This window comes from Microbacterium sp. 2216-1 (assembly GCF_046507855.1).
Classification (GTDB): Bacteria; Actinomycetota; Actinomycetes; order Actinomycetales; family Microbacteriaceae; genus Microbacterium; species Microbacterium esteraromaticum_C.
In genome coordinates this window covers 1534142-1559095 of sequence record NZ_JBKFTM010000001.1, presented here as the reverse complement: position 1 = coordinate 1559095, position 24954 = coordinate 1534142, and the positions used below count along the sequence as shown (strand labels likewise).

The following is a 24954-nucleotide window of genomic DNA, read 5'->3' as shown; positions in this document are numbered from 1 at the left end:
TGACGCGTCGCTACACTGACCGGATGAGCACCACGATCGCATCGGACGCGTCCACCGACACCGCCCAGGATCGTCTGTCGCGAGCGAAGGACGCCTCGCGATCGATCGCCCGACTGACCAGCGACGACAAGCAACGTGCCCTCTCGGCGATCGCCGGGGCGATCGAGGCGGGCGTCGACAGCATCCTCGAGGCGAACGCTGTCGATATCGCACGGGGGCGCGAGAACGGCATCGGCGATGCGTTGATCGACCGTCTGCGTCTCGACGCGGGACGCGTCGCGGCGCTGGCCGCCGCCGTGCGCGACGTCGCGGCACTTCCCGACCCGATCGGTCAGGTTCTCGGCGGACATCGGATGCCCAACGGCGTCGCCCTGGAGCAGGTGCGCGTGCCGTTCGGTGTTGTCGGTGCGATCTATGAGGCGCGGCCCAACGTCACCGTCGACATCGCCGCGCTTGCGCTGCGCGCCGGCAACGCGGTGGTGCTGCGCGGTGGCAGCGCCGCAAGAGAGTCGAACACGGTGCTCGTGCAGATCATGCGCTCTGCGTTGGCGGGCATCGGGGTGGATGCGGAAGTGATCCAGACGGTGGATGACTTCGGTCGTGACGGCGCGAAGGCGCTGATGCACGGTCGCGGCCTCGTGGACGTGCTGGTCCCGCGCGGAAGTGCCGCGCTGATAGAGACAGTGGTCACCGAATCGACCGTCCCGGTGATCGAGACCGGCTCGGGTGTGGTCCACATCGTTCTCGACGAGTCGGCACCGATGGACTGGGCACGCGACATCGTCGTCAACGCCAAGGTGCAGCGCTCCAGTGTGTGCAACGCCGTCGAGACGGTGCTGGTGCTGCGGCAGGCGGCTCCGCAGTTGATTCCGGTCGTCGCCAGCGCGCTGCAGAGCGAGGGTGTGGCGATTCACGGTGACGAAATGGTCGCCGGGCTGGTGTCGAACGTCATTCCGGCGACCGAGGACGACTGGCAGGCCGAGTACTTGAGCCTGGACGTGGCGATCAAGGTCGTCGAGGATCTCGACGAGGCACTCGACCACATCCGCCGCTACAGCACGGGTCACACCGAGGCGATCGTGACCACCGACTCACGCAATGCCGAGAGGTTCCTCGCAGAGGTGGATTCCGCGGTGGTGATGGTCAACGCCTCGACGCGCTTCACCGACGGCGCCGAGTTCGGCTTCGGCGCCGAAGTGGGCATCTCGACCCAGAAGCTGCACGCACGCGGCCCGATGGGCCTGTCGGAGCTGACCAGCACGAAGTGGTTGGCGCGCGGATCCGGCCAGACCCGCGGGTGAGGACTAGACTGGACAGGCTTTCCCCTGTCAGGTCAGAAACGGAGTCAGGATGAACCTCGTCGCACAGATCGCGATGGCCGCAGCCGAGTCGGAGCACGGAAACGTCGCTGCCGAAACCTTCATCTTCGGTGTGATCGCGGCGATCGTGTTCGCGGGGATGGCGGTCGTGGCACTGTCGTACCGTCACGTCGCCAACCGTCACTCGGCAAAGGCCGAGGCGTACGCAGAGCGTCACGGCAAGGACGGCCACGGCCACTAGGACTACATGCACGACTCCACGGCCCGGGCACCGCGCATTGGCGTGATGGGCGGCACCTTCGACCCCATCCACCACGGGCACCTGGTCGCGGCCAGTGAAGTCGCGCACTCGTTCGACCTCGATGAGGTCGTGTTCGTGCCCACCGGGCAGCCGTGGCAGAAGCACGATGTGACGCCGAGCGAACACCGGTATCTGATGACGGTGATCGCGACGGCATCCAATCCGCATTTCACGGTCAGCCGTGTGGATGTGGACCGTGCCGGTCCGACGTACACGATCGACACGCTCCGTGATCTCAAGCGCGAGCGTCCCGATGCTGAGCTGTTCTTCATCACCGGAGCGGATGCCGTAGCGCAGATTCTCAGTTGGAGGGACCATGATGAACTGTGGGATCTCGCCCACTTCGTCGCGGTCTCCCGACCCGGACACGTACTGAGCACCGACGGCTTGCCGACCGATAACGTCAGCCAGCTGGAGGTGCCGGCGCTGTCGATCTCGTCGACGGCGTGCCGTGAGCGAGTGGCAGAGGGACAGCCCGTCTGGTACCTCGTGCCCGACGGAGTGGTTCAGTACATCGCGAAGCATCATCTGTATCGGAGTAGGACATGAGCACATCGAACCAGGACGGTCAGGCACGTCTCACGCGCAAACAGCTGCGTGAGATCCGTCTGACCGGTTCGACGCCGGTCATCACCGACGAAGAGGCATCCGCCGACGCGACGCCCGAGGAGCCGGAGCAGACGGCGCCGGCCGATGTCGCGTCGCCCGCTGCCGCACCGGTGACGTCGGATGCGACGGAATCGACTCCGGAGCAGCCGTCGGCAGAACCGCACGTTCCGCTCACGCGCCGCGCGGCGCGCGCTCAGGAGCGCATCCGTACGGGTTCGGTCCCGTTGCCCGAGCAGGCGGATACTGTCGCACCGGCCGCCGACGCAGAGCCGGCGCAACCGAGGCCTGTTGAGCGCGAGAACGTCGTCTCGGCGGTTCCCGGGTTCGCTCCCGCGGAAGAACCCGCAAAGCCGGCAAGCCCGGCAACGGACGCCGCGGTGTCGGCGCCTGCCGAACAGGGGCATTCGTCACTGAAAGAACTCTTCGCCGCTCGTGCGGCCGAGGCCGGACTCGCCGTGCCGGACACGCACGAACACGAGCCCGCGGATCGTCCGAAGGTGGGTGCGGCGTTCGGCATCGGTGTTCGCCATGACGAGCATTCGCAGCATCCGACGGCGTTCGACGATCTGCTCGGTGGGGGATCCTCAGGATCGCACAGCGCATCGACGGCGCTGATCTTCACGCCGTCTCCCGGCGTCGGCTCGCTCTCGGGTCCGGTCGCCTCCACGGGTGAGCTGCTGATCACCGGCACCTACGCGCTGCCTGACGGTCTCGGCTCGCAGGGCCACGCCGTCGGTACGACTGACGGGAAGGAAGCCGACGCCGTGCTCATCGATGGTGAGCTCGCACCGGCTTCCTCGCCCACCCCGATCGCCGCCGCATCAGCGGTTGCGACCTCGAAGCCGGCCGGCGAGGTCATTCGCCCCCCGGCGCCCGACAAGGGCAACAAACTCATGCTCACCCTGGCGATCATCGCCGGTGGACTCGCGCTCGCGCTGGCCGCTGCTCTGATCATCGCCTTCACCACGAGAGTTCTCGGTTGATGCAAGCACTACAGTCCGCAGTCGAAATGCTTCAGATCGCCGCAGACGCGGCGAGCGACAAGGGCGGTGAGGACCTCGTCGCGCTCGACGTGTCCGGCCCGCTTCCGCTGGTCGACATCTTCCTGCTCGTCACGGGAAACAGCGAGCGCAATGTCGCCGCGATCGCCGACGAGATCGAGGACAAGCTCATCGAGTCGGGCCACAAGCGCGTGCGCCGGGAGGGGCGTGCTGAGGCGCGCTGGGTGCTGCTGGACTTCGGTGATCTGATCGTGCACGTGTTCCACGCGGAGGAGCGCGTCTACTACGGGCTGGAACGCCTGTGGAAGGACTGCCCGCTGGTGCCGATCGAGCTCAGCAACCCCGTTCCGGAAGCGAACAACGGGATGTGACGCGCGCCGTCCGGCCGGCGACACACCCGGCCGGACGGGGCGATTCGCAACCGATGAGCGCTCCGTAGTATGCTGATCTAGTTGCCGGGGCAGAAACGCTTCGAAAACAAAATGGGCCTGTGGCGCAGCTGGTAGCGCACCTGCATGGCATGCAGGGGGTCAGGGGTTCGAGTCCCCTCAGGTCCACCACATACAAGAAGAGCCCGACCAACAGGTCGGGCTCTTCTGTGTTTCCGGGGTGGCGGTCGCGACGGATGCCGAACGCGGGCCTGATCCGGCGGATGTGTCGAATCAGGCCCGCGCCGTGTTCCGGCGTGCGGGGCGGCGTCGCGCCGTCAGGCTCTGTGACGCCGTCGCGCGATGAGGATGCTGGCGGCTCCTGCGACCAACAAGATGAGCGCCAGTGCCGTGGCAAGGGTGGCGCCCGCCATGCTGGTGCCCGTCGCAGCCAGCTCCTGGTCCGAGTCGGTTGCGGGCTCCGGGGTGCTCGGCTCGTCTCCGCTCGAACCGCCATCGTCAGGGTCCGTGGCGGCGACGACGCGCACAGCATACGTCTCGGTGGCTGCGTCGTGACGGGTGATGTCGGTCAGCGCTACCGCGTACTCACCCACTCGCGACGGCGTGCCCACGAGCTCACCCGTGCTCGCGTCGATCCAGAGGCCCCCGAGGTCGGCGGTCTCAGCCGTCGTCCCGAACAGCGCGCCGTGCCCCGGCGAGTCGACCAGCGGTGAACGATGCGGTTCGCCGATGACAAGCTCGATGAGCGGTCGCGTGTGGAGTGCGGACGGCGCCGATTCCGCCTCGATGGTGAACTCACGTGGCGTGGCGAAGGGGTCAGCCCGATCGGCGACGACGAACCGGCTGGTGCCGGCGTGCTGCGGTGTCCCCTCGAGCCTTCCCGTGGACGAGTCCAGCGAGACACCGTCGGGCAGTGCGCCGTCGATGATCACGAGGTCGAGCGTTGGCGTGGGCGTGGTGATCAGGTCGGCAGTGAGCATGCTCCCGAGGGTCGCGGCGATCACTGAGTCGTCGGCAAAGGTCGCAGTGGTGCGGTGGACGACGAACGTGAAGTCGGCCTCCTCGCCTGCGCCTGCGGCGTTGCCCACTGTGAACGCGAACTCGCCTGCGACCGCCGGCACACCCGTGAGGTGTCCATCGGGAGCCAACGTGAGCCCCGGGGGCAGCGTTCCCGCGGTCACGCTCAGATCGACACCGCTACCGTCGGCGGGCGTGCCTGCGAGATCAGCATCCGCCACCAGCATCCGGTCCACGGAACCGTCCTGCTCGGCGCTCATCAGTGCGCGAGAGAACGACGCGGCGGTCGGCTGGGCGGGAGCAGCGCTGGTGGACGCGGACTCTGGGTGCAGATCAAGGCTCGCGGCAACGGTCGCCGGCTCAGACTCCATCCGATATGCGTCACCGAGTTCGGTTACGCGCACGCCGAGAAAGCGGTGCGCGGCAAGGAACGACTCCTCCTGCAAGACGTACGAAGCCCGCGTTGCCCCGGGAATGTCGGTATGGGCTCCCTCTTCGTTCACGTAGTACCACTGGTAGCCCCAGACCGGATCGCTCGAACCCTCGGGCGCTGTGGGCGGCGGAACGTCCCACGTGCCAGGGCACGCGTAGACGAGGACGCCGACCGCCGCGGTGGGTCTGGCCGGAGTATCAGACGCGCAATCGCCCGACGTCCCGGCGAGCACGGGGAGTGCGTCGTTGACCGCCTTCGGCCCGGCGTAGCAGTTCTTCTTGGTCTGAGTCACATTCGCGGTAACCGTCTGCATGTCGGCTCCGCCGACGCTTGCGGGGTAGGACGAGCTGACATGTGAGATGAATCCCGTGTCGTTGCCACGAAGGCTGTACTTCCAGTCGCCCTCGAGCGTGTACACGGTGCCGCTCCACGAGTACATGAAGTAGTAGCCGTGTGGGATGCTGACGGTGTCCTCCACTGTCCGAGAGACTGAATCGCTCTCGGTTGTCGCCGTCTCGTGCTCGTATGTGTATGAGACCTCGGTGCTCGCCTCCCACACATCCTTCACCCCGCCGCTCACGCCGATGCTGATCGAGCCGCTATGCGTATCGCTCGTCGTGCTCGAGTGGCTGCTCGTCATAGTGGTGCTGACCGCGTGGTCCTGCTCGTTCGGGCCGTTGTTCTGGAAGAACGCCGGACCGTGGCCGTTCGGTGCGCCGCACCCGAGCAGCCGTTCTGTCTGCACGCCGCTAGCGGCGATCGCGGAGTCGCTGGGAGCCAACCATGCGGTCGACCCTGGCAGTCGTACCTGGCACGTTGCCCCTCCGCTGGCGACGCAATCGAACGCGCCCTGCGCCATCGCTCGCTTCAGCAACCAGGACCAGTGCACCCAGAGTCCTGCCGAGTCCTGGGCATCGTTGTAGATGCCGAAGGACTGGGCCTTGGGATCGACATTGACGCGGATGGCATCCGGCGTGTCGAATGCGTTCGGCTTCAGGTAGTGGTCGGCGCCGCACTCGATGAACCCGCGCATCGGCGTCTGGGCGGCGCGCGGGTCTGACGGCAGGGTGTTGCCGTAGCCGTTCAGTCCGTCATAGCGGCTGAAGAAGCACTTTCCACTCGCCACGCTCACGATGCGGAACTGGTGCTCGGAGGGGGTGCTGTCGCCCGCAGGCGATTGCGCCAGGGGAATGATCATGAACTGTTGTTTGGTGTTGACGGATGAACACGTCTGTCCGATGTGATCCCAGACGCGGTCGCCGAAGTAGTTGGCGTTGCTGTAGGTCCACTGGTCGGTCAAGCATTGGCCGTTCTCCAGCACGATGCGCACGTACTGCGAGGCGAGGTCCTCTGCGCCTACCCGCATCGACACGGTCGGATTCCAGTCACGCTGAGTGGGGTCATCGGTGCTGAAGTGCGAAAGGACTTCCATGCCTTGGCCCGGGACGATGTTGGCCGCCGTGGTGTCGGACCACGCCGCTTTCGGGGTCGTCAGCGCCCCCGCCACGACGGCAACGGCCACACACAGTGCGAGCGCTCGCCGTATCGGCGGGGGCAGAAGCCGTTGCCCCTGTACATGTCGCTGTGTCATCGATCCACCTCTTCGCTGTCTGTGTGTGATCACGCCTGGCGCTATGTGGATAATTTTTATCACTTAGGCTGAGGCGCGTCAACGACCAGCTCCGCCCTCAGGGGTCTCGCGGTTGTTGCTATCGTCAGATCGCATGAGCGTTCCGCAACGTCCGCGCCCTGAGGTTTCCCGCAGTCGGCGCCTGATCCTCGATGCGGCCGAACGACTGTTCGCCGATGTCGGGCTCGAGTTCTCGCTGAATGACCTCGCCCATGAGGCCGGTGTGGGAGTGGCTACGGTGTATCGGCGGTTTCCGACACACGATGACGTTGTTCGCGCTCTGTATGAGCGCACATACGAGGCGTTCGTGGCCGTGTTCGATGCGCTCGAGGACGCACCCGATGGCTGGGCGGGAGTCGTTGGCTATCTCGAGCGCTCGGTGGCGATGATGAACGCGCACCCGGCGTTCGCCGCGGCCGCGCGCCGTATGGCGCGCATCGATCCTGCTTCGACGCTCGGCCACGATCTCGAGCAGCGCTTGAACGTGCACGTCGAGCGGGCGAAGGAGCAGGGCGATCTGCGAGCGGACGTGATGGCGGTTGACCTCGTGACGATGGTCGCGCAACTGGGCGTGCTGTCTGTGTTCCCGGAGCCCGCCCGCACGATGATGAGTGCGCGTCAGTTGAGCTTCCTGCTGCCGGGCCTGCGCGTGCACACACAGATGCTCGGAGGGCCAGCGGATCCCATTCCCACAACGCTGGAACGCCTACAGCAGCTCGCGGTTCAGGAGTCGTTCGCCGGTCGCGCCGACACCGGCCCGTCGTAGGCCGGCACCGCCGTCACTGGTCCGCAGCGCGAGCCGCACCGAGGATCTCGGCGTGACGCAGCAGGAACATCCGTTCGTCGAGCTTCTTGCGGCGCAGCCAAGCCGTGACCTCGTCGTTGCTCTTGCTGGCATTGCACGACGCGCACGCAGGCACCACGTTGGTGAAGGTGTAGCGGCCGCCGCGCGAGATCGGCTGGATGCAGTCGCGCTGCACGGCGACGTCGGATGCTGAGCAGTAGGCGCACCCGCCCCATGCGTCCCGCAGCGTCTCCCATTGCTCAGCGGTGAGGTCGTTGTCGGCACGCGCCACGCGGCGCTGGCGGCGCTTCGCGTACCGGGCGCGCGCGGCCGTCGACGTGGCGGCTGCGGGAACGGTACGGCGACGACGCATGTGGTCACCGTACCGCGGGTGCGGCGGGCCGGATGGCTACCGGGACGGTGCGCCGCTCACTGTTCCGATCAGGCGAACACGGTCAGCGCATACATCACGAACAGCATCAGATGGGCGGCCCCGTGCAGGGCGCCGGTCCGGCGACCCAGGAACGTCGCGATGGTCAACAGCATCGACACCCCCAGCAGCACCAGAGCGGCGGGGCTCTCGGCGAGGATGATCGGTCGCCCGGTCAGCATGCCGATCGCCAACACGACCGGGATCGTCAGCCCGACCGTCGAGACGAGCGCGCCGTGACAGAGGTTGCTCACGCGCTGCAGCTCGCCCGCATGAGCGGCGCGGATCGCGGTGATCGTCTCGGGCAGGAACACGATCATCGCGATCAGGATGCCGGAGAGCGCGACAGGCGCACCGAGGCGTTCGAGCCCGTCATCGAGCAGCGTCGCCATGTCGTGCGACAGCAACACGATCGGTGTCACCGTGGCGATCAGCAGCAGGGTGCGGGCGATGAGTTCACCCCGATGGCGGCGGATCACCTCGCGGATGCCGGCATGCGTCTCGGATGCCGCGGACGCGCCGATCTCTTGGAAGTCACCGCGTTGCGCGCCCATCTGTCGCACGAGGAAGAACACGTAGAGTCCCAGAGTCAGCACGATCACGGGGACGGCCTGTGCCGGCGTATAGGTGCCGCCGGAGCCGATCAGTGCGGGGAACGCGAACGCCGTCGCCAACAGGACGACCAGCATCGCCACGTACGCCGAGACCCCGGCTCCGTTCGCGCGGAGCGCCCCGTGCCGCAGCCCGCCGACCACCAGAGCGGTGCCCGCGACGAGGTTGAGGATGATCATCGACACGGCCATCACCGAGTCGCGGGCGATCGTGGGGTGCTCACCGGGCCCCAGCAGCACCGCCGAGATGAGGATCACCTCGATCAGGACGATCGACAGCGTGAGCACGAGCGTGCCATACGGGTCGCCGAGTCGCCGGGCGAGGTGTTCGGCCTCGGTGACGACGCCGAACGCGCTCACGGTGATCACCGTGATGATGAGCAGCAGCACGGGCCAGAGCACGAACGCCGGCAGAGGGCCGGTGAGCAGGGGAGAGAGCACCAGTAGCGTGCCGAAGAGTCCCCAACTCAGCCCGAGACGCAGGAGCGCGACCGGTGTCAGGACGGTACGGACGAGAGTGGATGCGAACATCGGGAGAAGCCGAATCTGCGGGGTCGTCCCAGCTCTGATCATCGCCCTCGGGTCGTCCCGCGGGTCGCCTACCCCGCGATTGTAGCAACGCACCCTCACCGCTACCCTCGAGATATGGGCCGCCGATTTCTCCGAGCCATGGCGGTCACTCTGATCGCGGGTGTGCTGACCGTCTCCTGCGCATCGACCGTCCCGCCTCGGGAATCGGCGTCTCCCAGCACCACGCCCACGGCGACACCGACCCCGACGCCGACGCCGGATCCGGTCGAAGAAGCCGTACGAGGGATGAGCACCGCCGAGCGTGCGGCCAGCGTCGTGATGGGGCACATCCCGACCGATGATCCGGACGCCGCTCGTGCCTACATGCAGTCCGGTCTCGGCGGCTTCCTGCTGATGGGGGCGAACATCACGGCCGGCCCCGAGCAGGTGCAGACGTTCAGCGCCGCGCTGACGATCGACCCCGCGCTGCCTCCGCTGATCGCGATCGACCAGGAGGGCGGCGTCGTCTCGCGGCTACCCTGGGATGACCTGCCCGCCGGTCGGGCGCTGCAACGCGCCGCTCCCGACGAGACCCGCCGCGTCTTCGCTGAGCGGGCCGCGCTGGTCGCCGCGGCGGGCGCGAACGTGAACTTCGGGATCGTCGCCGACGTGCCCGCCGACGCCGGGTCGTTCATCGCCTCACGTGCCCTCGGCGCGGATGCCGACGGTGCGGCCGACCGGACGGCGGCGGCCGTCGCAGGCGAACAAGGGCTCGTGTACTCGACGCTCAAGCACTTTCCCGGGCACGGCGCAGCACCGGGCGACTCGCATCACAGCATCCCGACCACCGCGCTCGCCCTCGCTCAGTGGCGCGAAAGCGACGCCAAGCCCTTCGCCGCCGGAATCGAGGCGGGCGCAGAACTGCTCATGTTCGGGCACCTCGCCTTCACCGACATCGATGCCGCACCGGCCTCGATGTCGGCGCGCTGGCACGATATCGCCCGAGACGAACTCGGGTTCGAGGGGGTCATGATCACCGACGACCTCGGCATGCTGCTCTCGTCCGGTGTCGCAGCATACGCCGACCCGGTCGGCAACGCCGTCGCCGCGCTCGCCGCCGGCAACGACATGGTGCTGATGGTGGCGGGCTCGACGCCCCAGACGGCGTCGGAGATGGTGTCGGGCATCATCGCGGCGGTCGAAGAGGGGCGGTTGCCCTCCGAGCGCCTGCAGGATGCGGCGGAACGTGTGATGGCTCTGCGGATGCAGCACGCTGACGCCACCGAGTGAGGACGGTCACGCGTCAGTCGGTAGCCTCGCCCAGCCAGGCCGTCAGAAGGTCGGCCCGCAGCGCGGCACCGCGTTCGGCGAAGACGCGCTGCTGGCGCACGTACTCGGCCTTGCCCGCTGCCGTCTCGATCGGCACCGGCTGCACGTCCCAGGCCGACAGATCGTAGGGAGCCGCCTGCATATCGAGCATGCGGATGTCGCGGGCCAGCTCGAAGGCATCCAGCAGCAGGTCCCCCGGCACGAGCGGACCGAGCTTGACCGCCCACTTGTACAAGTCCATCCCGGCGTGCAGGCACCCGGGCTGCTCCAGGTCGGGCTGCGACTCTCGGGTCAGCGCCAGCCGGTTGCGGGGGACGGCATCGTCCGTGAAGAACCGGAACGCGTCGAAGTGCGTGCATCGCAGGTCATTCGCCTCGACGACGGCATCCGTTCCATCCGCCCCCAGGCGCAGCGGGATCGGATGCCGGTGCTCGGCGGTGCGGTACACCATCGCCCACTCGTGCAGGCCGAAGCACCCGAACTGCGCGGGACGCGCGGCCGTGCGTCGCAGCATCCGCTCGATCAGGTCCGCGAGCTGCGGCTTCTCGGCGCGGAAGGCAGTGTCGTCGGGGACGACGTCGCCCGGCGCGTCGCCGGCGCGGTACCAGCGCCACTCGGCGCGTTCGGTCGCCTCGGCGAGTGTGACCCCGGCGCCCGGATGCCACCGGCGCAACTGCGACGGCTTGTACGCGTAGTACGTGAACAAGAAGTCGTGCACCGGGTGCTTCTCGCGTCGCTGCGCGCGCTCGCGGTGCGCCGCGGTGAGAGCGTCGGCACGTTCGGCATGGGCCGCTGCGCGCGCGGTCCACTCGTCGCGCGTGAGTCTGGTGACGGTCGTGCGCATGGCCGGCTCAGCTCGGGGAGTCGATGATGCCGACCTCGCTGAGCTTCTTGCGCAGTCCGGCGCCGTCCTGGGCGCTCACCCACGGCGTCTGGCCGGGCTGGTGGGGCACTCCGGGGGTGCGGCCGCCCGCGAGGACGGCCTCGGCGGGCAGGAGCCGGCGGATCGCGACGCCTGCGACCGACGACGGATGCTCCTGCTGGAACTGCGCGTAAATGCTCTCGTCGTGCTGACCGTCATCGCCGATCAGCAGCCACTGCATGTCCGGGAACTGCTCGGCGAGGCGTCGCAGGTTGGTGGTCTTGTGCTCGCGACCGCTGCGGAACCAGCGGTCGTGGGTGGGGCCCCAGTCGGTGAGCAGCATCGCGCCCGCCGGGAACAGATGGCGGCTCAGGAATCGCCGCAGTGTCGGCGCGACGTTCCAGGCGCCCGTCGAGAGGTAGATCACCGGTGCCCCGGGGTGGTCGCGGCGCAGCTGATCGAGCAGCACCGCCATACCGGGCACGGGGAGCCGGGCGTGCTCGTTGACGACGAACGAGTTCCAGGCGGCGATGAACGGCCGCGGCAGGGCGGTGACCATCACCGTGTCGTCCACATCGCACACGACGCCGAAGCGGGTGTCGTCGGCGACGATGTACGCCGTCGCCTCGATCGGCTGCTGTCCCTCGACCGAGATGGTGAACGTCTGCCACCCGGGCTCGAGGTCGGCTTCGAGCACCGTGTCGATGACTCCGCCGCGATCGGCGACGACGTCATGGCTGCGTCCGCCGATCTGCACGCGCACCGACGCGAAGCTGATCGGGATGCTGGCGAAGGAACGCCAGCCGCGCACCCCGACGCGCTCCGGGCGCCGACTGGCCGGCGAGGGCGGCACGATCAGCACGCGGCCGACCACGCGCACCCAGCCCGATCCGCCGTAGCCGGGGAAGGGCACGACGGTCACCGAACGGCCACGCCGGCGTGCGCGACGTTCGCGCCAGACGTGGATGCGGTGTTCGAGACGTGCGAACCAGTGGATCTTGGCCGCTGCTGCGGGTGACATCAGCTCCAGTCTTTCATGGTTCGGTGTGCGGTCGCTCCTCGGCGGACGCAGCGTCGGCGTCGTGTGCCATGTGCCGTGCCTCGATGCGGTGCAGCACTTTCTTGCCGATCACGACGGCCAGCAGAAGGGCCACGATGATCGCGACGAAGATGTACCCGGCGTTGTGCACGCGCGCGGACAGCTCGTCGTAGTTGCCGGCGGCCGTCGCGGCGACACCGACGTAGATCGCGGTCCACAGCACGCATGCGGGAAGAGTCCACGCGATGAAGCGCCGGTACGCGTAGCCGCTCATGCCCACCGTGAGAGGGACAAGCGAGTGCAGCACCGGCAAGAACCGGGAGAGGAAGATGGCCACACCGCCACGGCGCAGCACGTAGCGCTCCGCCCGCATCCAGTGGTCCTCGCCGATGCGTCGCCCCAACCAGGATGTGCGGATGTGCGGACCCACCCAGTGGCCCAGCCAGAACCCGATCGACTCCCCGATGAGCGCGCCGACGATCACCGTGACCCCCAGGATGATGCCCTCGGTCCACGAGGCGACGCCAATCGACGCCACCAGCACGACCGTGTCGCCGGGAACGATCAGACCGATCAGCACGCTCGTCTCGAGCATGACCGCGATCCCGGCCAGCACCGTGCGCAGCACCGGATCCACCGACTGCACCATCTCGATGGCCCATTGCACGAAGTCGTCCACACCACGAGCGTAGAACGTGCACCCGGGCTCTACGCTGTGAACGTGCCTGTACCCACCCCGCTGACCGTCCTGCCGCTCGTCGATGAGCCGCAGACCTCACCCCTGGACGTCGAAGCGCTGTTCCACGGGCTGTTCGGCACCGAACGGGCGGCGTTCTGGCTGGATGCCGGGGCCGACGCAGGCGACGGGTGGAGCATTCTGGGCGCCGGCGTGATCGAGGACGACCCCGACGTCGTGAATGCTGTGCCGCTCGGCGGGAATAACAGCGACGCGGACATTCGTGAGCCAGTGGTTCCGTTCCATGGCGGATGGGTGGGGTGGCTTCCCTATGAGACGGGCGCCGCCGCCTGCGGGGCGCCAACGGCAGCATCCGACGACGCCCCCGCATGGATCGCTGTGACGCACGCCGTCGCCGTCGACCACGCGACCGGTGGGATCTTCGCGCTCGGCGCGGCGGATGCTGTCGGCGCGTGGCGCAGCACCGTGGCTGACGCGCTCGAAACGGCACCCCCGCTGCCCGACCTGCCCGCCGCGGCAGGCATCACCGCCCATGCGCGCCACCACGTCGCCGACTATGCCGCCGCGATCGAGCGGTGCCGGGCGGCGATCGAGCGCGGCGACGCCTATCAGCTGTGCCTGACCACGCGGTTCACCTCGCCGCGGCCCGATGACCCGTTCACGGTGTACCGCCGCCTGCGCACGGCCACTCCGGCGCACCACGGCGGCTACCTGCGCGTGGGGGATCGCTTCCTGCTCAGCGCCAGCCCCGAGCAGTTCCTCGCGGTCGAGCGCGGCGAGATCTCCACGAGTCCGATCAAGGGCACCCGGCCTCGCGGTGCGACGCCCCAACTCGACGCTCAACTCGCCGAAGAGCTGCGCACCGACGTCAAGGAACGTGCCGAGAACGTGATGATCGTCGACCTCATGCGCAATGACCTCTCGCATGTGGGGGATCCCGGCAGCGTGCGCGTGGACCGGTTGTGGCAGGTGGAGAGCTATCCGGCCGTGCACCAGCTGGTCAGCACCGTCAGCGCTCGGCTACGCGCCGGGGTGACCTTCGGCGAGCTGTGCGAAGCGGCGTTTCCCGCCGGCAGCATGACCGGCGCCCCCAAGCTGTCGGCGATGACGATCCTGCACGAGCTCGAACAGGGACCCCGTGGCGTGTACGCCGGGTGCTTCGGACACGTCGGTCTGGACGGGAGGGTGGATCTGGCGATGGTGATCCGCTCGATCGTGATCGGCCCCGACGACGCCGTGGTCGGCGCCGGCGGCGGCATCACCTGGCTCTCCCGGCCCGACGCCGAGACGGCCGAGGTGGCGACCAAGGCGCGCGCCCCGCTGGCGGCGCTGGGGGTGCGGCTTCCGGACGAGTGGGCGAGCTTGCTGCCCTGACCGCCGGTCTCGGCGGGACGGCAACTCGCGATACCCTGGAAGCGCCCGATTTCCGGGTCGTTCCGCATCGTCAGATTGGTCGTTCCTTGTCCGAGCACTCGTCCGAATCACCCGCCGAGCCCACCGAGGGGATGTCCGCGCACGACATCCAGCGCAAGTGGCAGCAGTACTGGGCCGAGAACGAGACGTTCCTTGCCGGCGGCGACGATGACGACCGTCCGCGCAAGTACGTGCTGGCGATGTTCCCGTACCCCTCGGGCGATCTGCACATGGGGCACGCCGAGAACTACCTCTACAGCGACGTCGTCGCACGCTTCTGGCGCCACCGCGGGCACAACGTGCTCAACCCGATCGGATGGGACTCGTTCGGTCTGCCCGCCGAGAACGCCGCGATCCGTCGCGGCGCCGACCCGCGGGAGTGGACCTACCAGAACATCGCGCAGCAGAAGTCGGCGTTCCAGTCGTACGGCGTGTCCTTCGACTGGTCGCGCGTGCTGCACACCTCCGACCCGGAGTACTACCGCTGGAACCAGTGGCTGTTCCTGAAGATGTACGAGCGCGGGCTCGCGTACCGCAAGAAGAGCCCGGTCAACTGGTGCCCCAACGACCAGACCGTGCTGGCGAACGAGCAGGTGGTCGACGGCCGTTGCGAGCGCTGCGGCGCCGAGGTCGTCAAGAAGAAGCTCACGCAGTGGTACTTCCGCATCACCGACTACGCCGACCGACTGCTCGACGACCTCAACCAGCTCGAGGGCCGTTGGCCGCACAAGGTGCTGCAGATGCAGCGCAACTGGATCGGCCGCTCGGTCGGTGCCGACGTCGACTTCCGCATCGAGGGGCGTGACGAGCCCGTCACCGTGTTCACGACGCGGCCCGACACGCTGCACGGGGCGACGTTCTTCGTCGTCGCCCCCGACTCCGATCTCGCCTCCGAGCTGGCGGCGGATGCCCCGGCCGAGGTGCAGCAGCGTTTCACCGAGTACCTCGCTCAGGTGCAGAAGACCAGTGAGATCGACCGTCAGTCGACCGACCGCCCCAAGACCGGTGTGTTCCTGGAGCGTTTCGCGGTCAATCCCGTCAACGGCGAGCGGATGCCCATCTGGGCGGCCGACTATGTGCTGGCCGACTACGGTCATGGCGCTGTCATGGCGGTGCCGGCGCACGACCAGCGTGACCTCGACTTCGCGCGCGCCTTCGACTTGCCGGTCAAGGTCGTCGTCGACACCACCGCGCCCGTCACCGGCACGATCCCGGTGATCGAGACCGATGACGACGGCGTCGCTGTGGCGACCCTCGATGAGCAGCATCCGTCGCACACGGGTATCGCGTTGACCGGCGAGGGCCGGATGATCAACTCGGGTGAGCTGGACGGCCTCTCCAAGCGCACGGCGGTCGCGCGTCAGATCGAGCGCCTCGAGAAGGACGGTCTGGGCCGCGCAGCCAAGAACTATCGTCTGCGCGACTGGCTGATCTCGCGCCAGCGGTTCTGGGGCACGCCGATCCCGATGCTGCACACCGAAGACGGCGACGTCGTGCCGGTCGACGAGTCGGCGCTGCCGGTGCGCCTGCCGAGCGTCGAAGGACTCGACCTGTCGCCCAAGGGCAGCTCGCCGCTGGGCGCCGCTGAAGCGTGGGTGCGCACGGTCGACCCGAGCACGGGCGAGCCCGTGCTGCGTGACCCCGACACGATGGACACCTTCGTCGACAGCTCCTGGTACTACCTGCGCTTCCTGTCGCCGAACAGCGACCAGGTGGCCTTCGACCCGGCGCAGGCGCGCCGTTGGGCGCCGATCGATTCGTACATCGGCGGCGTCGAGCACGCCATTCTGCACCTGCTGTACGCACGCTTCATCACCAAGGTGCTGTACGACATGGGCCTGGTCGAGTTCACCGAGCCGTTCTCGAGCCTGATCAACCAGGGCATGGTGATCCTCGATGGCGCGAAGATGTCGAAGTCCAAGGGCAACCTGGTGCTGTTCCAGGAAGAGCTCGAAGCCTTCGGCGCCGACGCGCTGCGGGTGGGCCTGGCCTTCGCCGGGCCGGTGGAGGACGACAAGGACTGGGCCGACGTCTCGATGACCGGCGCTCAGAAGTTCCTGTCCCGTGCCATGCGCGTCGCCACCGACGTCGCGACGGCTCCCGGCACCTCGTTCGACGGCGGTGACGCCGCACTGCGTCGCGTCACTCACCACCTGCTCGCCGAAGCTCCGGGACTGGTCGAGCAGACCAAGTTCAACGTGCTCGTCGCGAGGCTGATGGAGCTCGTCAACGCGGTCCGCAAGACGATCGACACCGGAGCAGGCGCCGCCGATCCGGCCGTGCGCGAGGCTGCCGAGACGGTCGCCGTGATGCTCGATCTCATCGCCCCGCACACCGCGGAGGAGATGTGGGAGATCCTCGGTCACCAGCCGTCGGTCGGCCTCGTGACGTGGCCGCAGGCAGACCCGTCGCTCATGGTCGAGGACACCATCACCTGCGCCGTTCAGGTGGGCGGAAAGGTGCGCGCCACGCTCGATGTTCCGGCGAAGATCTCGGAGACCGAGCTGGAGGCACTCGCCCGCGCCGATGAGCGGGTGCAGCGTGCACTCGAGGGCAAGCAGATCGTCCGCGTCATCGTCCGCGCGCCGAAGATCGTGAACTTCGCCGTCAAGGGCTGACACACACAGATGCTGTACTGCCGCTGCTTGTCCACGAGGCGCACGTCTCGTGGACAAGCAGCGGTGTGGCAGACGGCATGAGAAACGCGGACGCACCGTCGCCATGGAAGGCGTACCGTGAATCGATCGGCGACAGGTCACCGCTGTTCGCCGAGATCGCTTCGGTGTGGGGCGTAGCGGACGCACTGTATCCCGGCAGCTACGTCGACCTCTCACCATCCTCAGCGATCCGGTCGGTCACGTATGTCGACACAGACAGACGTGCCGCCGGCTACTTCCGCGATGCGGATCGCGTCCAGGCTGACCTTGCCGAGGCGGCCTCGGGCATGGGGCACGTGGTCGAGTTCATCGGCTCTGATTACACGAAGCCGCTGCCGCTGTCGGACGACCGATTCGATCTGCTCATCTTGCTCTACGCCGGACCCGTCTGGGACAGCTGTCGTCGGTACGTGAAGCCGGACGGTCTGCTGCTGGCCAACACCAGTCATGGCGACGCCAGTATCGCCGCGCTCGATCCCGACCTGCAGTTGATTGCGGCGGTGCACCATCGCGCTGGTCGCTACCGTCTCGACGCCCAGGACCTGCACACATACCTTGTGCCGAAGGTCGGCGATGCCGCGAACGCCGAACGGATCCGCGACAGCGGACGCGGCATCGCGTACACGCGGTCCGCCTACGCGTACGTCTTCCGGAGGCTGTCGCCGCGGGGCTCGGCTCAGCCGTAGACGTTCCTCGAAGCGGCTCTGCGGGCTCAGGACACTACCGACTCGCTGATGCCATGCACAGCCGCGTCTCACGCGCGGGTTGTGCACAGCTTCCGGCTGGCCGGCGATCAGTACCCGCCGTGCGCGCATAGCGTGACGGAGTGCGTTCCGCTGATGACTCCAACTCCGAAGCGGCGGCGCGGCCGCGCCTGCGGATGGGCGTCGGCGTCGCCGTCACGGTGGGTCTCGTCGTGCTCTCGGCGGCGGTGGGCTGGGGCATCCTGCGCGGGCAGGCTGCGCCGATCGACAGCATCCCCGTCGATGATGCCGGGGTCGTGGCGTCCGATGGCTCGGACGTGCTCGGGGGAGCGGAACTGTACGTGCATGTTCTCGGCGAGGTCGCCAACCCCGGCCTGTACATTCTGGAAGCCGATGCGCGTCTGGTCGACGCGCTCGCGGCGGCGGGTGGCACGCGTGAGAACGCCGACCTGCAGGCGGTGAATCTCGCGCGCCCGCTCAGTGACGGTGAACAGGTCGTCGTTCCCGAGATCGGTGCGGACTCGCCGGCCGGGGCCGGGTCGGGAGGGGGCGGCGCGGATGGTCTGATCGACCTGAACACCGCCGATCAGGCGGCGCTGGAGACGCTGCCGCGGATCGGCCCGGCCCTGGCCCAGCGCATCATCGACTGGCGCGAAGAGAACGGACGGTTTCGCTCGGTCGACGACCTGCAGGCGGTGCCCGGCATCGGTGAGAAGCTGCTGGCCGGTGTGCGCGACAAGGTGCGCGTGTGAACGACCTGCGCAGTTCGGTGCTCGCGCTCGTGCTGTGGGGTGTGGCGCTCGCGCTGGTGTACATGCCCGGATCGGCATGGGCGACCGCAGGCGCGGCAGCAGGCCTGGCGGCGCTTGGTGCGATGGCCCTGCGCCGCCGCAGCGGAGCGGGCCTCATCGTTCTTGCCCTGTTGTGCGGGGCCGCCGTGGCCACGACGGTCGCGGGCGCCCAGCCGCAACGGGAGATGCTCGCCGAGAACGACGGGCACGTGGTCGAGGCGCTCGTCGAGGTGACTTCGTCGACCACCATCGGAAGTGATGGTCGGTTGTGGTTCGACGCGCAGACCGTGAACATCGGTCCGCCGCAGCAGGCGGAGAACACCTCGGCGCCGGTGCGCGTGGGCATTGAACCGATCGACGGCGCTGTCCTGGGTGCGCAAGTACGAGTCACCGGGCAGGCCAAGGCGACGGATGCCGGAGAACGCGCCGCGCTGGTGATCTTCGGCACGCGCGCAGAGATCGCCCGGCCCGCGACGGGCATCTTCGCGATTGCGGCAACGACGCGCGCCGACTTCATCGTCCGCGCCACCCGGCTGCCCGAACCCGGTGCAGGGCTCCTCCCGGGACTCGCCGTCGGCGACACACGTGCGGTCTCGAACGAGCTGAACGCGGCGATGCTGGCATCCGGACTCAGCCACTTGACCGCGGTCAGCGGCGCGAACTGTGCCATCGTCGTCGCCGCGGTGTTCTGGGTGGTGTCGTTGCTCGGGGGAAGCCGCCGTCTGAGAGTGGGGCTCGCGCTGCTCGCTCTCGGGGCGTTCGTCGTGCTCGTAACCCCCGAGCCCAGCGTGATCCGCGCCTCGGTGATGGCCGCGCTGGCGATGCTGACCATCTTGCTCGGGCGCCCGAGCGCGGGCCTGGCGATGCTGTCGCTGGCCGTGTGCGGACTGCTGGTCGCCGACCCCTGGTTGGCGGCAACGCCCGGCTTCGCGCTGTCGGCGGCGGCGACCGGGGCGCTACTGGTGCTTTCTCGTCCGCTGATGCGCGGCCTCGGTCAATGGATGCCCCAACCGCTGGCGCTGGCGCTTTCGGTACCGCTGGCGGCGCAGGTGGTCTGCGGGCCGATCGTCGCGTTGTTCTCCGACCAGCAGTCGATCGTCGGCGTCGCCGCGAATCTGCTCGCGGCGCCGGCCGCGCCCGTCGCCACCGTGATCGGGCTGCTTGCCTGTCTCGCCGCTCCGGCACCCCTGCTGGCCGACCTGTTCGCGGCGGCCGCGTGGCTGCCGGCGGCGTGGATCCAGACCACCGCGACGGTCAGCGCCAGCCTTCCCGGTGCGGCTGTCGGGGTCGTCGCCGGTCCGCTCTCAGCGGCGGTCGTCGCGGTGCTCAGCATCGCGGCGACCCTCGTGCTCGTGCGACCGCGCTCGGTGCTGCTCAGGCGCAGCGCCGCCGCGGTCGTCATCGTCGCGCTCGCGATCGCCGGAGGGAGGGCGTTGCTGGCGGGGCCGCTCGCGGCGATGCGCACACCACAGGCATGGTCGATCGCGATGTGCGATGTGGGCCAGGGCGATGCGCTGCTCATCCGCTCGCAGGGACGCACCGCGCTGGTCGACACCGGACCCGATCCGACCGCGCTGCAGAAATGCCTCGCCGCGACGGGCACGACGCGCATCGACCTGCTCGTGATCACCCATTTCGATCTCGATCACGTCGGCGCCGCCGGGACGCTCGAAGGCCGCGTCGGCACGGTTCTGCACGGCCCATCCGCAGAAGCGCAGGATGAGCAGACGCTGCAGCGTCTGGCATCCGCTGGTGCGACGCTGGTTTCCGCCGCCGCGGGGATGCACGGCCGCCTCGGCGACGCCGAGTGGCGCGTGCTGTGGCCGGAACGCGCCTCGGCGGCGTACCCGCCGGGCAACGACGCCAGCGCGGTGATCGAGATCGGTGGCGGGGGAGTACCGCGGATGCTGATGCTCGGCGATCTGTCCGCGGCACCGCAGCGTGCGCTGTTGGCCCGTGGGATCGGACGCTATCCGGTGGTGAAGGTCTCACATCACGGCAGTGGTGATCAGGAGCCTGCGCTGTACGCCGCTGTTGGTGCGCGGGTGGCGTTGATCGGTGTCGGCGAGGACAACGACTACGGGCACCCCCGGGACGACACGCTGCGCATTCTTCAGGCGACCGGCACCCGCGTGCTGCGCACTGATCACCACGGCCTGGTACTGCTCGGGCAGGATGACGGGCGCATCGCGATCTGGGCCGAGAACCACGGCCGGGAGTAGGGCCCCGCGCCGTGGGGTGTCGGCACCCGCCGGTAGGCTGGATGTCATGCCTGCCGCTCGCTCGTCCGCCCGAAGCTCCGGGGCGCGCGCCGGCGCGGCCAAGGGGACGAAGATCCCCCAGGTGCCGTGGCGCGAGCCGCGTCCGGCATCCATCGTGTTGGTCTCCGGGCCTGAAGAAGTGCTCGCCGAGCGGGCCATCGCCGGCGTGCGTGACTATCTGCGGACCGAAGATCCCGCCGTCGAAGTCAGTGATCTGCGGGCCGATGACTACGAAGCCGGCACCCTGTTCGCGCTCACCTCACCCTCGCTGTTCGGCGAGCCGCGCCTGGTGCGCGTGTCGGGGGTCGAGAAGTGCTCGGATGCCTTCCTGATTGAGGCGCTGAAGTACATCGAGCACCCCCAGGAGGGTGCGACCGTCGTGCTCCGTCACACCGGTGCGACGGTGCGCGGCAAGAAGCTGCTCGATGCCATCCGTGCGGGCACGGGCGACGGCATCGAGATCCCGTGCGCCGCGGTCAAGCGCGACAGCGACCGAGTGGACTTCGCCGCGGGCGAGTTCAAGGCCGCACGCAAACGCATTCAGCCGTCGGCACTGCGGGCCCTGGTCTCAGCGTTCGCCGACGACCTCACCGAACTCGCCGCTGCCTGCCAACAGCTCATCGGCGATGTTGAGGGTGACATCACTGACGACGTGATCACGAAGTACTACGGCGGCCGCGTCGAGGTCTCGGCCTTCGTCGTCGCCGACACGGCGATCGCCGGGCACCACGGCGAGGCGCTCATCGCGCTGCGGCACGCCCTGGCCTCGGGCGCCGACCCCGTGCCGATGGTGGCCGCCTTCGCCATGAAACTGCGCACCATGGCACGTGTCGCAGGCAACCGTGAGCCGAGCCGGCAACTTGCGCAACGCCTGGGTATGAAGGACTGGCAGGTCGACCGCGCGCGCCGCGACCTCGCCGGCTGGAACGACCGTTCTCTCGGCATGGCGATTCAGGCGACGGCCCGCGCCGACGGCGAGGTCAAGGGCGCTGCGCGCGACCCGATCTTCGCTCTGGAGCGCATGGTCACCGTCGTGGCGACGCGACAGTCGTACGGCGCCTGATCCGATACACGGCGCGCCGGTAGCATCCGACGTCCTCGACGTGCGCCGATGCCACGGGGCGGAAACGCAGAAGGCCCGCCCCCACCGGGGACGGGCCTTCAAAAGTCTCTGTGGACTCAGAGCGCGGCAACCTGCTTGGCGATCGACGACTTGCGGTTCTTCGCCTGGTTCTTGTGCACGACACCCTTGCTGACGGCCTTGTCGAGCTTGACGGACGCGACCTTCAGCGAAGCCTCAGCGGCCTCCTTGTCGCCGGCTGCGACAGCCTCGCGGGTCTTGCGGACGAGGGTCTTCAGCTCGCTCTTGACGGCGCGGTTGCGCTCCTGAGCCTTCAGGTTGGTCTTGTTGCGCTTGATCTGCGACTTGATGTTTGCCACGTGTGGACGCTTTCTGTCTGGATTGTATTCGGATGCTGCCGACGGGAGAGGGGCGTCGCACAGCGGTCGTGAGGGACAAACCCACACGCAAGCCAAGAGTCAATGTTACCAGCAACGGGCCTGCTCCGGTGCCAGCACGCAGACCACGGAGCGTCGCGATGACTCAGTTCGCCTCGCTGACGACCGCCAGCGCCAGCTGCAGCACCGCATTGAAGACCCGCGGGCGCATCGCCGTGACGAGGTGCGAGGTGCGCGGCACGACAATCAGTTCGGCCTGCGGAGCAAGCCGGGTGAACAGCGACTCATGGGTGCGCAGCTGATCGAACTGCCCGTTGACCAGCCACAGGGGCACATCGATGCGGCCCAGCGCGCTGGTCAGATCCAGCGAGGCGAGACTCCTGAGCGCGACATCCTGCGCATCGAGCGCGTAGCCGCCCGCGGCGAAGTCGGGGCGCGTCTCGGGCGGGATCGTCGCGTTGAGCACCTGCTCGGCCAACCAGATGCCGCGATCAGGCAACCGGTCCAGCGCCCCGGCGAGTGTGCGATAGGTCTGCAGGGCGGCACCGCGGGGGAGTGCAGTGCACGAAGCCGCGATCAGACCGGCGACCGGCGGCCGAGACTCACTCCCGACGTACTCCAGGCTCAGCAGGCCGCCCATGGAATGCCCGACGAGCAGCACGGGTCCGCGCGTGGCGGCCTCGCGCACGGCATCATCGATCGTCGCGAGCGCGCTGTCGAGGGCGAAGGGCTCGGCCATGCGGGTGCCGTGCCCGGGCAAATCGACAGCATGAGCCGGAACGTCGTGCTCGGTCAGCCACGTCAGTTGCGATCGCCACATCGTCGCCGACGTGCGGATGCCGTGTACCAGGACGACCTGGACGGGCTGATGGGGAGAAGCGCTCACCCCACCAGCATAGGAACCCGTCACCGCCAACAGAGAAGCGGGGCCGGTGGATGAACCACCGACCCCGCTTCGGGAAGAGCGAAGTGCTTACTTCTCCCAGCCCATGTTCTCGACCGGCTGAACGCCGAACAGGTCAAGACCCGTGTAGGGCTCGGGGGTCAGGTTGGCCAGACCCTCCTTGACCGCCGAGATCGACGGACCGTTGTACAGCGGGATGATGCCCCAGTCCTGGAAGATCTCGACCTCGAGGTCCATCGCGGCCGCGGTCTGCTCGACCGGGTCGGTGATCGACTCGACCTCGTTCTTGATGCGCTCGTCCATCTCAGGCGTCTGCACGCCCGACAGGTTCAGGCCCATGTCCTGGCAGTACAGCTGGCAGAACCACGCAGCACCGAACGGGTCGGAGGAGGTGAAGCGCAGACCGGCGACATCCCAGTTCTTCGAGGTGTAGTCCTCGGCGAACTTGTTCGAGGGGCGCACGTCGACCTGAAGGTCGATGCCGACAGCCTTCTGCATGGTCTGCAGCGACTGCGCGAGCGCCTTCTGGGTCGGGTCGTCGCTGAAGATCGGGTAGACGACAGACAGCTTCTCGCCGTCCTTCTCGCGGATGCCGTCTTCGCCCTCGGTCCAACCGGCTTCATCCAGCAGGCCCTTGGCCTTCTCGACGTTGAACTCGTAGCCGGCCTTCTCCAGCGAGTTGTGGTAGCCGGGCTGGAACGAGAACAGCGTGAGCGAGCCGGCCGGGTCCTCGGTGTAGTCGAGGCCGTTCCAGGCGATCGTCTTCTGCTGCTCGATGTCGATGGCGAGGAAGAACGCCTCACGCACCTTGACGTCCTCGAACTGCGGCTTGTCGGCGTCAACCTCGAGCAGAGTGTTCGCGGTCTGCTGCGCACGGTGGATCGTGATGCCGTCCATGTCGGCGACCTGTGCCAGACGGTCCTTGGTGCCGACGCTGACCATGTCGACCTCGCCGTTCTTGAAGGCGTTGATCGAGGCCTGGGCTTCCATGCCGGTGAACGTGACCTTGTCGAGCAGCGGCTTCTCGCCCCACCACATCTCGTTCGGCTTGAACGAGATGTAGTCCTTGTTCGCGTCGAACTCGTCGACCGTGTACGGACCGGCGCCCCACTCGGCGTGCGGGTCGTCGATCATGCCGTTGTTGAAGTTCTCGGGGTCGGCCATGTCGGGGTGGATGACGCCCGTGAGGAACGGCATCTGCGGCCAGGCGAACTCGCCCTTGAAGGTGACGATAGCGGTCTTGGGGGTGTCACCCTGCTCGACCGTCTCGATCTCCTTGTAGCCGTCGGTGGCGTTGGGCACGAAGCCCTCGTCCGTCGAACGGCTGGCCTTCCAGGTGGCGTCGATGGCGGTCCAGTCCATCGGCGTGCCGTCGTTCCAGGTGGCCTCTTCGGTGAAGGTGAAGGTGATCTGGGTCTTGCCGTCGACCGTCTCGATCTTCCACTCGTCGAGGTACGCGTCGTGCTTGTACGGCGTGCCGTCCGGCTCCTGCAGCAGGATCTGCGGCTTGTACCAGGCAGAGACGCGCGCGGTGTCGGCGCTGCCGTCTCCGTGGAACGAGTTCAGCTGCTCGGGGATCTCGTTGATCGGGAAGTTGACCGTGCCGCCTTCCTGAAGGTTCTCGCGGGGCTGGGGGTTGTAGTCCGCGGCCGACGTCTCTGCCGACTGCCCTCCGTTGTCGCCATTGTCACCGGTGTTGCCGGAGTCAGTGGCGCAGCCCGTCAGGACGAGTGCGAAAGCGCCGGTGAGTGCCAGCGCTCCCATCAGCTTCTGCTGCTTCATGGTGCTCCTTTCGCCTTGCGGCG

General features: G+C 68.1%; 22 protein-coding genes and 1 tRNA gene. 14 read left to right on the top strand and 9 right to left on the bottom strand.

Annotated elements, in window-relative coordinates; translation table 11 throughout:
• The first annotated feature begins 23 nt into the window (after positions 1-23).
• The 6 genes from ACLD0U_RS07260 (at position 24) to ACLD0U_RS07235 (ending at position 3790) form a co-directional block, all read left to right on the top strand.
• Complete coding sequence (locus ACLD0U_RS07260) at positions 24-1301, top strand: glutamate-5-semialdehyde dehydrogenase (protein ID WP_410340187.1); 1278 nt, start codon at positions 24-26, stop codon at positions 1299-1301.
• Between the two features lie 49 nt (positions 1302-1350).
• Positions 1351-1560 carry a hypothetical protein gene (locus ACLD0U_RS07255; protein WP_179410604.1) on the top strand — a complete coding sequence of 70 codons (210 nt, stop codon included), beginning with the start codon at positions 1351-1353 and terminating at the stop codon, positions 1558-1560.
• A gap of 6 nt (positions 1561-1566) precedes the next feature.
• A complete protein-coding gene (nadD, locus tag ACLD0U_RS07250; RefSeq protein WP_179410605.1) occupies positions 1567-2169 on the top strand; it encodes a nicotinate-nucleotide adenylyltransferase in 603 nt (200 codons plus the stop codon).
• The gene (locus ACLD0U_RS07245) at positions 2166-3212 is read left to right on the top strand and encodes a hypothetical protein (protein ID WP_410340186.1); all 1047 of its coding nucleotides are present in this window, start codon (positions 2166-2168) and stop codon (positions 3210-3212) included. Before nadD ends, ACLD0U_RS07245 begins: the two co-directional genes overlap by 4 nt.
• A gap of 26 nt (positions 3213-3238) precedes the next feature.
• Positions 3239-3601, top strand: coding sequence for a ribosome silencing factor (gene rsfS, locus ACLD0U_RS07240; RefSeq protein WP_410340185.1), 363 nt, complete (start codon positions 3239-3241; stop codon positions 3599-3601).
• 113 nt (positions 3602-3714) lie between these two features.
• A tRNA-Ala gene (locus ACLD0U_RS07235) sits at positions 3715-3790 on the top strand.
• A 146-nt stretch (positions 3791-3936) separates the two neighbouring features.
• Here the strand turns inward: ACLD0U_RS07235 and ACLD0U_RS07230 are convergent.
• A complete protein-coding gene (locus ACLD0U_RS07230; RefSeq protein WP_410340184.1) occupies positions 3937-6660 on the bottom strand; it encodes an Ig domain-containing protein in 2724 nt (907 codons plus the stop codon).
• 133 nt (positions 6661-6793) lie between these two features.
• Here ACLD0U_RS07230 and ACLD0U_RS07225 point away from each other — a divergent pair, with 133 nt between their 5' ends.
• Positions 6794-7465 (top strand): TetR/AcrR family transcriptional regulator, encoded by a 672-nt coding sequence (locus ACLD0U_RS07225; RefSeq protein ID WP_206549647.1) that lies wholly within the window; start codon positions 6794-6796, stop codon positions 7463-7465.
• Between the two features lie 13 nt (positions 7466-7478).
• Here the strand turns inward: ACLD0U_RS07225 and ACLD0U_RS07220 are convergent, their stop codons facing one another.
• Both ACLD0U_RS07220 and ACLD0U_RS07215 read right to left on the bottom strand, forming a co-directional pair.
• On the bottom strand, positions 7479-7856 hold the full coding sequence (locus ACLD0U_RS07220) for an HNH endonuclease (RefSeq protein WP_179410609.1): 378 nt from the start codon (positions 7854-7856) through the stop codon (positions 7479-7481).
• A gap of 68 nt (positions 7857-7924) precedes the next feature.
• Positions 7925-9055: a calcium:proton antiporter gene (locus ACLD0U_RS07215; RefSeq protein WP_410340183.1), complete on the bottom strand. Its 1131-nt coding sequence runs from the start codon at positions 9053-9055 to the stop codon at positions 7925-7927.
• A gap of 285 nt (positions 9056-9340) precedes the next feature.
• Here ACLD0U_RS07215 and ACLD0U_RS07210 point away from each other — a divergent pair, with 285 nt between their 5' ends.
• On the top strand, positions 9341-10324 hold the full coding sequence (locus ACLD0U_RS07210; RefSeq protein ID WP_410340182.1) for a glycoside hydrolase family 3 N-terminal domain-containing protein: 984 nt from the start codon (positions 9341-9343) through the stop codon (positions 10322-10324).
• Between the two features lie 13 nt (positions 10325-10337).
• Here the strand turns inward: ACLD0U_RS07210 and ACLD0U_RS07205 are convergent, their stop codons facing one another.
• Genes ACLD0U_RS07205 through ACLD0U_RS07195 form a run of 3 tightly spaced genes read right to left on the bottom strand, consistent with a single transcriptional unit; the run spans position 10338 to position 12943 of the window.
• Complete coding sequence (locus ACLD0U_RS07205; protein ID WP_410340181.1) at positions 10338-11207, bottom strand: 3-methyladenine DNA glycosylase; 870 nt, start codon at positions 11205-11207, stop codon at positions 10338-10340.
• A gap of 7 nt (positions 11208-11214) precedes the next feature.
• Positions 11215-12246, bottom strand: coding sequence for an App1 family protein (locus ACLD0U_RS07200; protein ID WP_206820325.1), 1032 nt, complete (start codon positions 12244-12246; stop codon positions 11215-11217).
• Between the two features lie 13 nt (positions 12247-12259).
• Positions 12260-12943, bottom strand: coding sequence for a DedA family protein (locus ACLD0U_RS07195; protein ID WP_206549652.1), 684 nt, complete (start codon positions 12941-12943; stop codon positions 12260-12262).
• Between the two features lie 42 nt (positions 12944-12985).
• Here ACLD0U_RS07195 and pabB point away from each other — a divergent pair, with 42 nt between their 5' ends.
• The 6 genes from pabB to holA all read left to right on the top strand — a co-directional run bounded on the left by pabB (position 12986) and on the right by holA (position 21850).
• Complete coding sequence (pabB, locus tag ACLD0U_RS07190) at positions 12986-14335, top strand: aminodeoxychorismate synthase component I (RefSeq protein WP_410340180.1); 1350 nt, start codon at positions 12986-12988, stop codon at positions 14333-14335.
• Between the two features lie 131 nt (positions 14336-14466).
• Complete coding sequence (leuS, locus tag ACLD0U_RS07185) at positions 14467-16992, top strand: leucine--tRNA ligase (RefSeq protein WP_206549653.1); 2526 nt, start codon at positions 14467-14469, stop codon at positions 16990-16992.
• A 77-nt stretch (positions 16993-17069) separates the two neighbouring features.
• Positions 17070-17717, top strand: coding sequence for a hypothetical protein (locus tag ACLD0U_RS07180; RefSeq protein WP_410340179.1), 648 nt, complete (start codon positions 17070-17072; stop codon positions 17715-17717).
• A 140-nt stretch (positions 17718-17857) separates the two neighbouring features.
• On the top strand, positions 17858-18487 hold the full coding sequence (locus ACLD0U_RS07175; RefSeq protein ID WP_410340178.1) for a helix-hairpin-helix domain-containing protein: 630 nt from the start codon (positions 17858-17860) through the stop codon (positions 18485-18487).
• The gene (locus tag ACLD0U_RS07170) at positions 18484-20748 is read left to right on the top strand and encodes a ComEC/Rec2 family competence protein (RefSeq protein ID WP_410340177.1); all 2265 of its coding nucleotides are present in this window, start codon (positions 18484-18486) and stop codon (positions 20746-20748) included. Before ACLD0U_RS07175 ends, ACLD0U_RS07170 begins: the two co-directional genes overlap by 4 nt.
• A 46-nt stretch (positions 20749-20794) precedes the next feature.
• A complete protein-coding gene (gene holA, locus ACLD0U_RS07165) occupies positions 20795-21850 on the top strand; it encodes a DNA polymerase III subunit delta (RefSeq protein ID WP_410340176.1) in 1056 nt (351 codons plus the stop codon).
• A gap of 116 nt (positions 21851-21966) precedes the next feature.
• Here holA and rpsT read toward each other — a convergent pair whose 3' ends face one another.
• From rpsT to ACLD0U_RS07150, 3 genes are all read right to left on the bottom strand, one after another.
• Complete coding sequence (gene rpsT, locus ACLD0U_RS07160; protein WP_179410616.1) at positions 21967-22227, bottom strand: 30S ribosomal protein S20; 261 nt, start codon at positions 22225-22227, stop codon at positions 21967-21969.
• Positions 22228-22390: 163 nt separating this feature from the next.
• On the bottom strand, positions 22391-23131 hold the full coding sequence (locus ACLD0U_RS07155; protein WP_410340175.1) for an alpha/beta fold hydrolase: 741 nt from the start codon (positions 23129-23131) through the stop codon (positions 22391-22393).
• Between the two features lie 87 nt (positions 23132-23218).
• Positions 23219-24931 carry an ABC transporter family substrate-binding protein gene (locus ACLD0U_RS07150; protein ID WP_206549654.1) on the bottom strand — a complete coding sequence of 571 codons (1713 nt, stop codon included), beginning with the start codon at positions 24929-24931 and terminating at the stop codon, positions 23219-23221.
• Between the last annotated feature and the right edge of the window lie 23 nt (positions 24932-24954).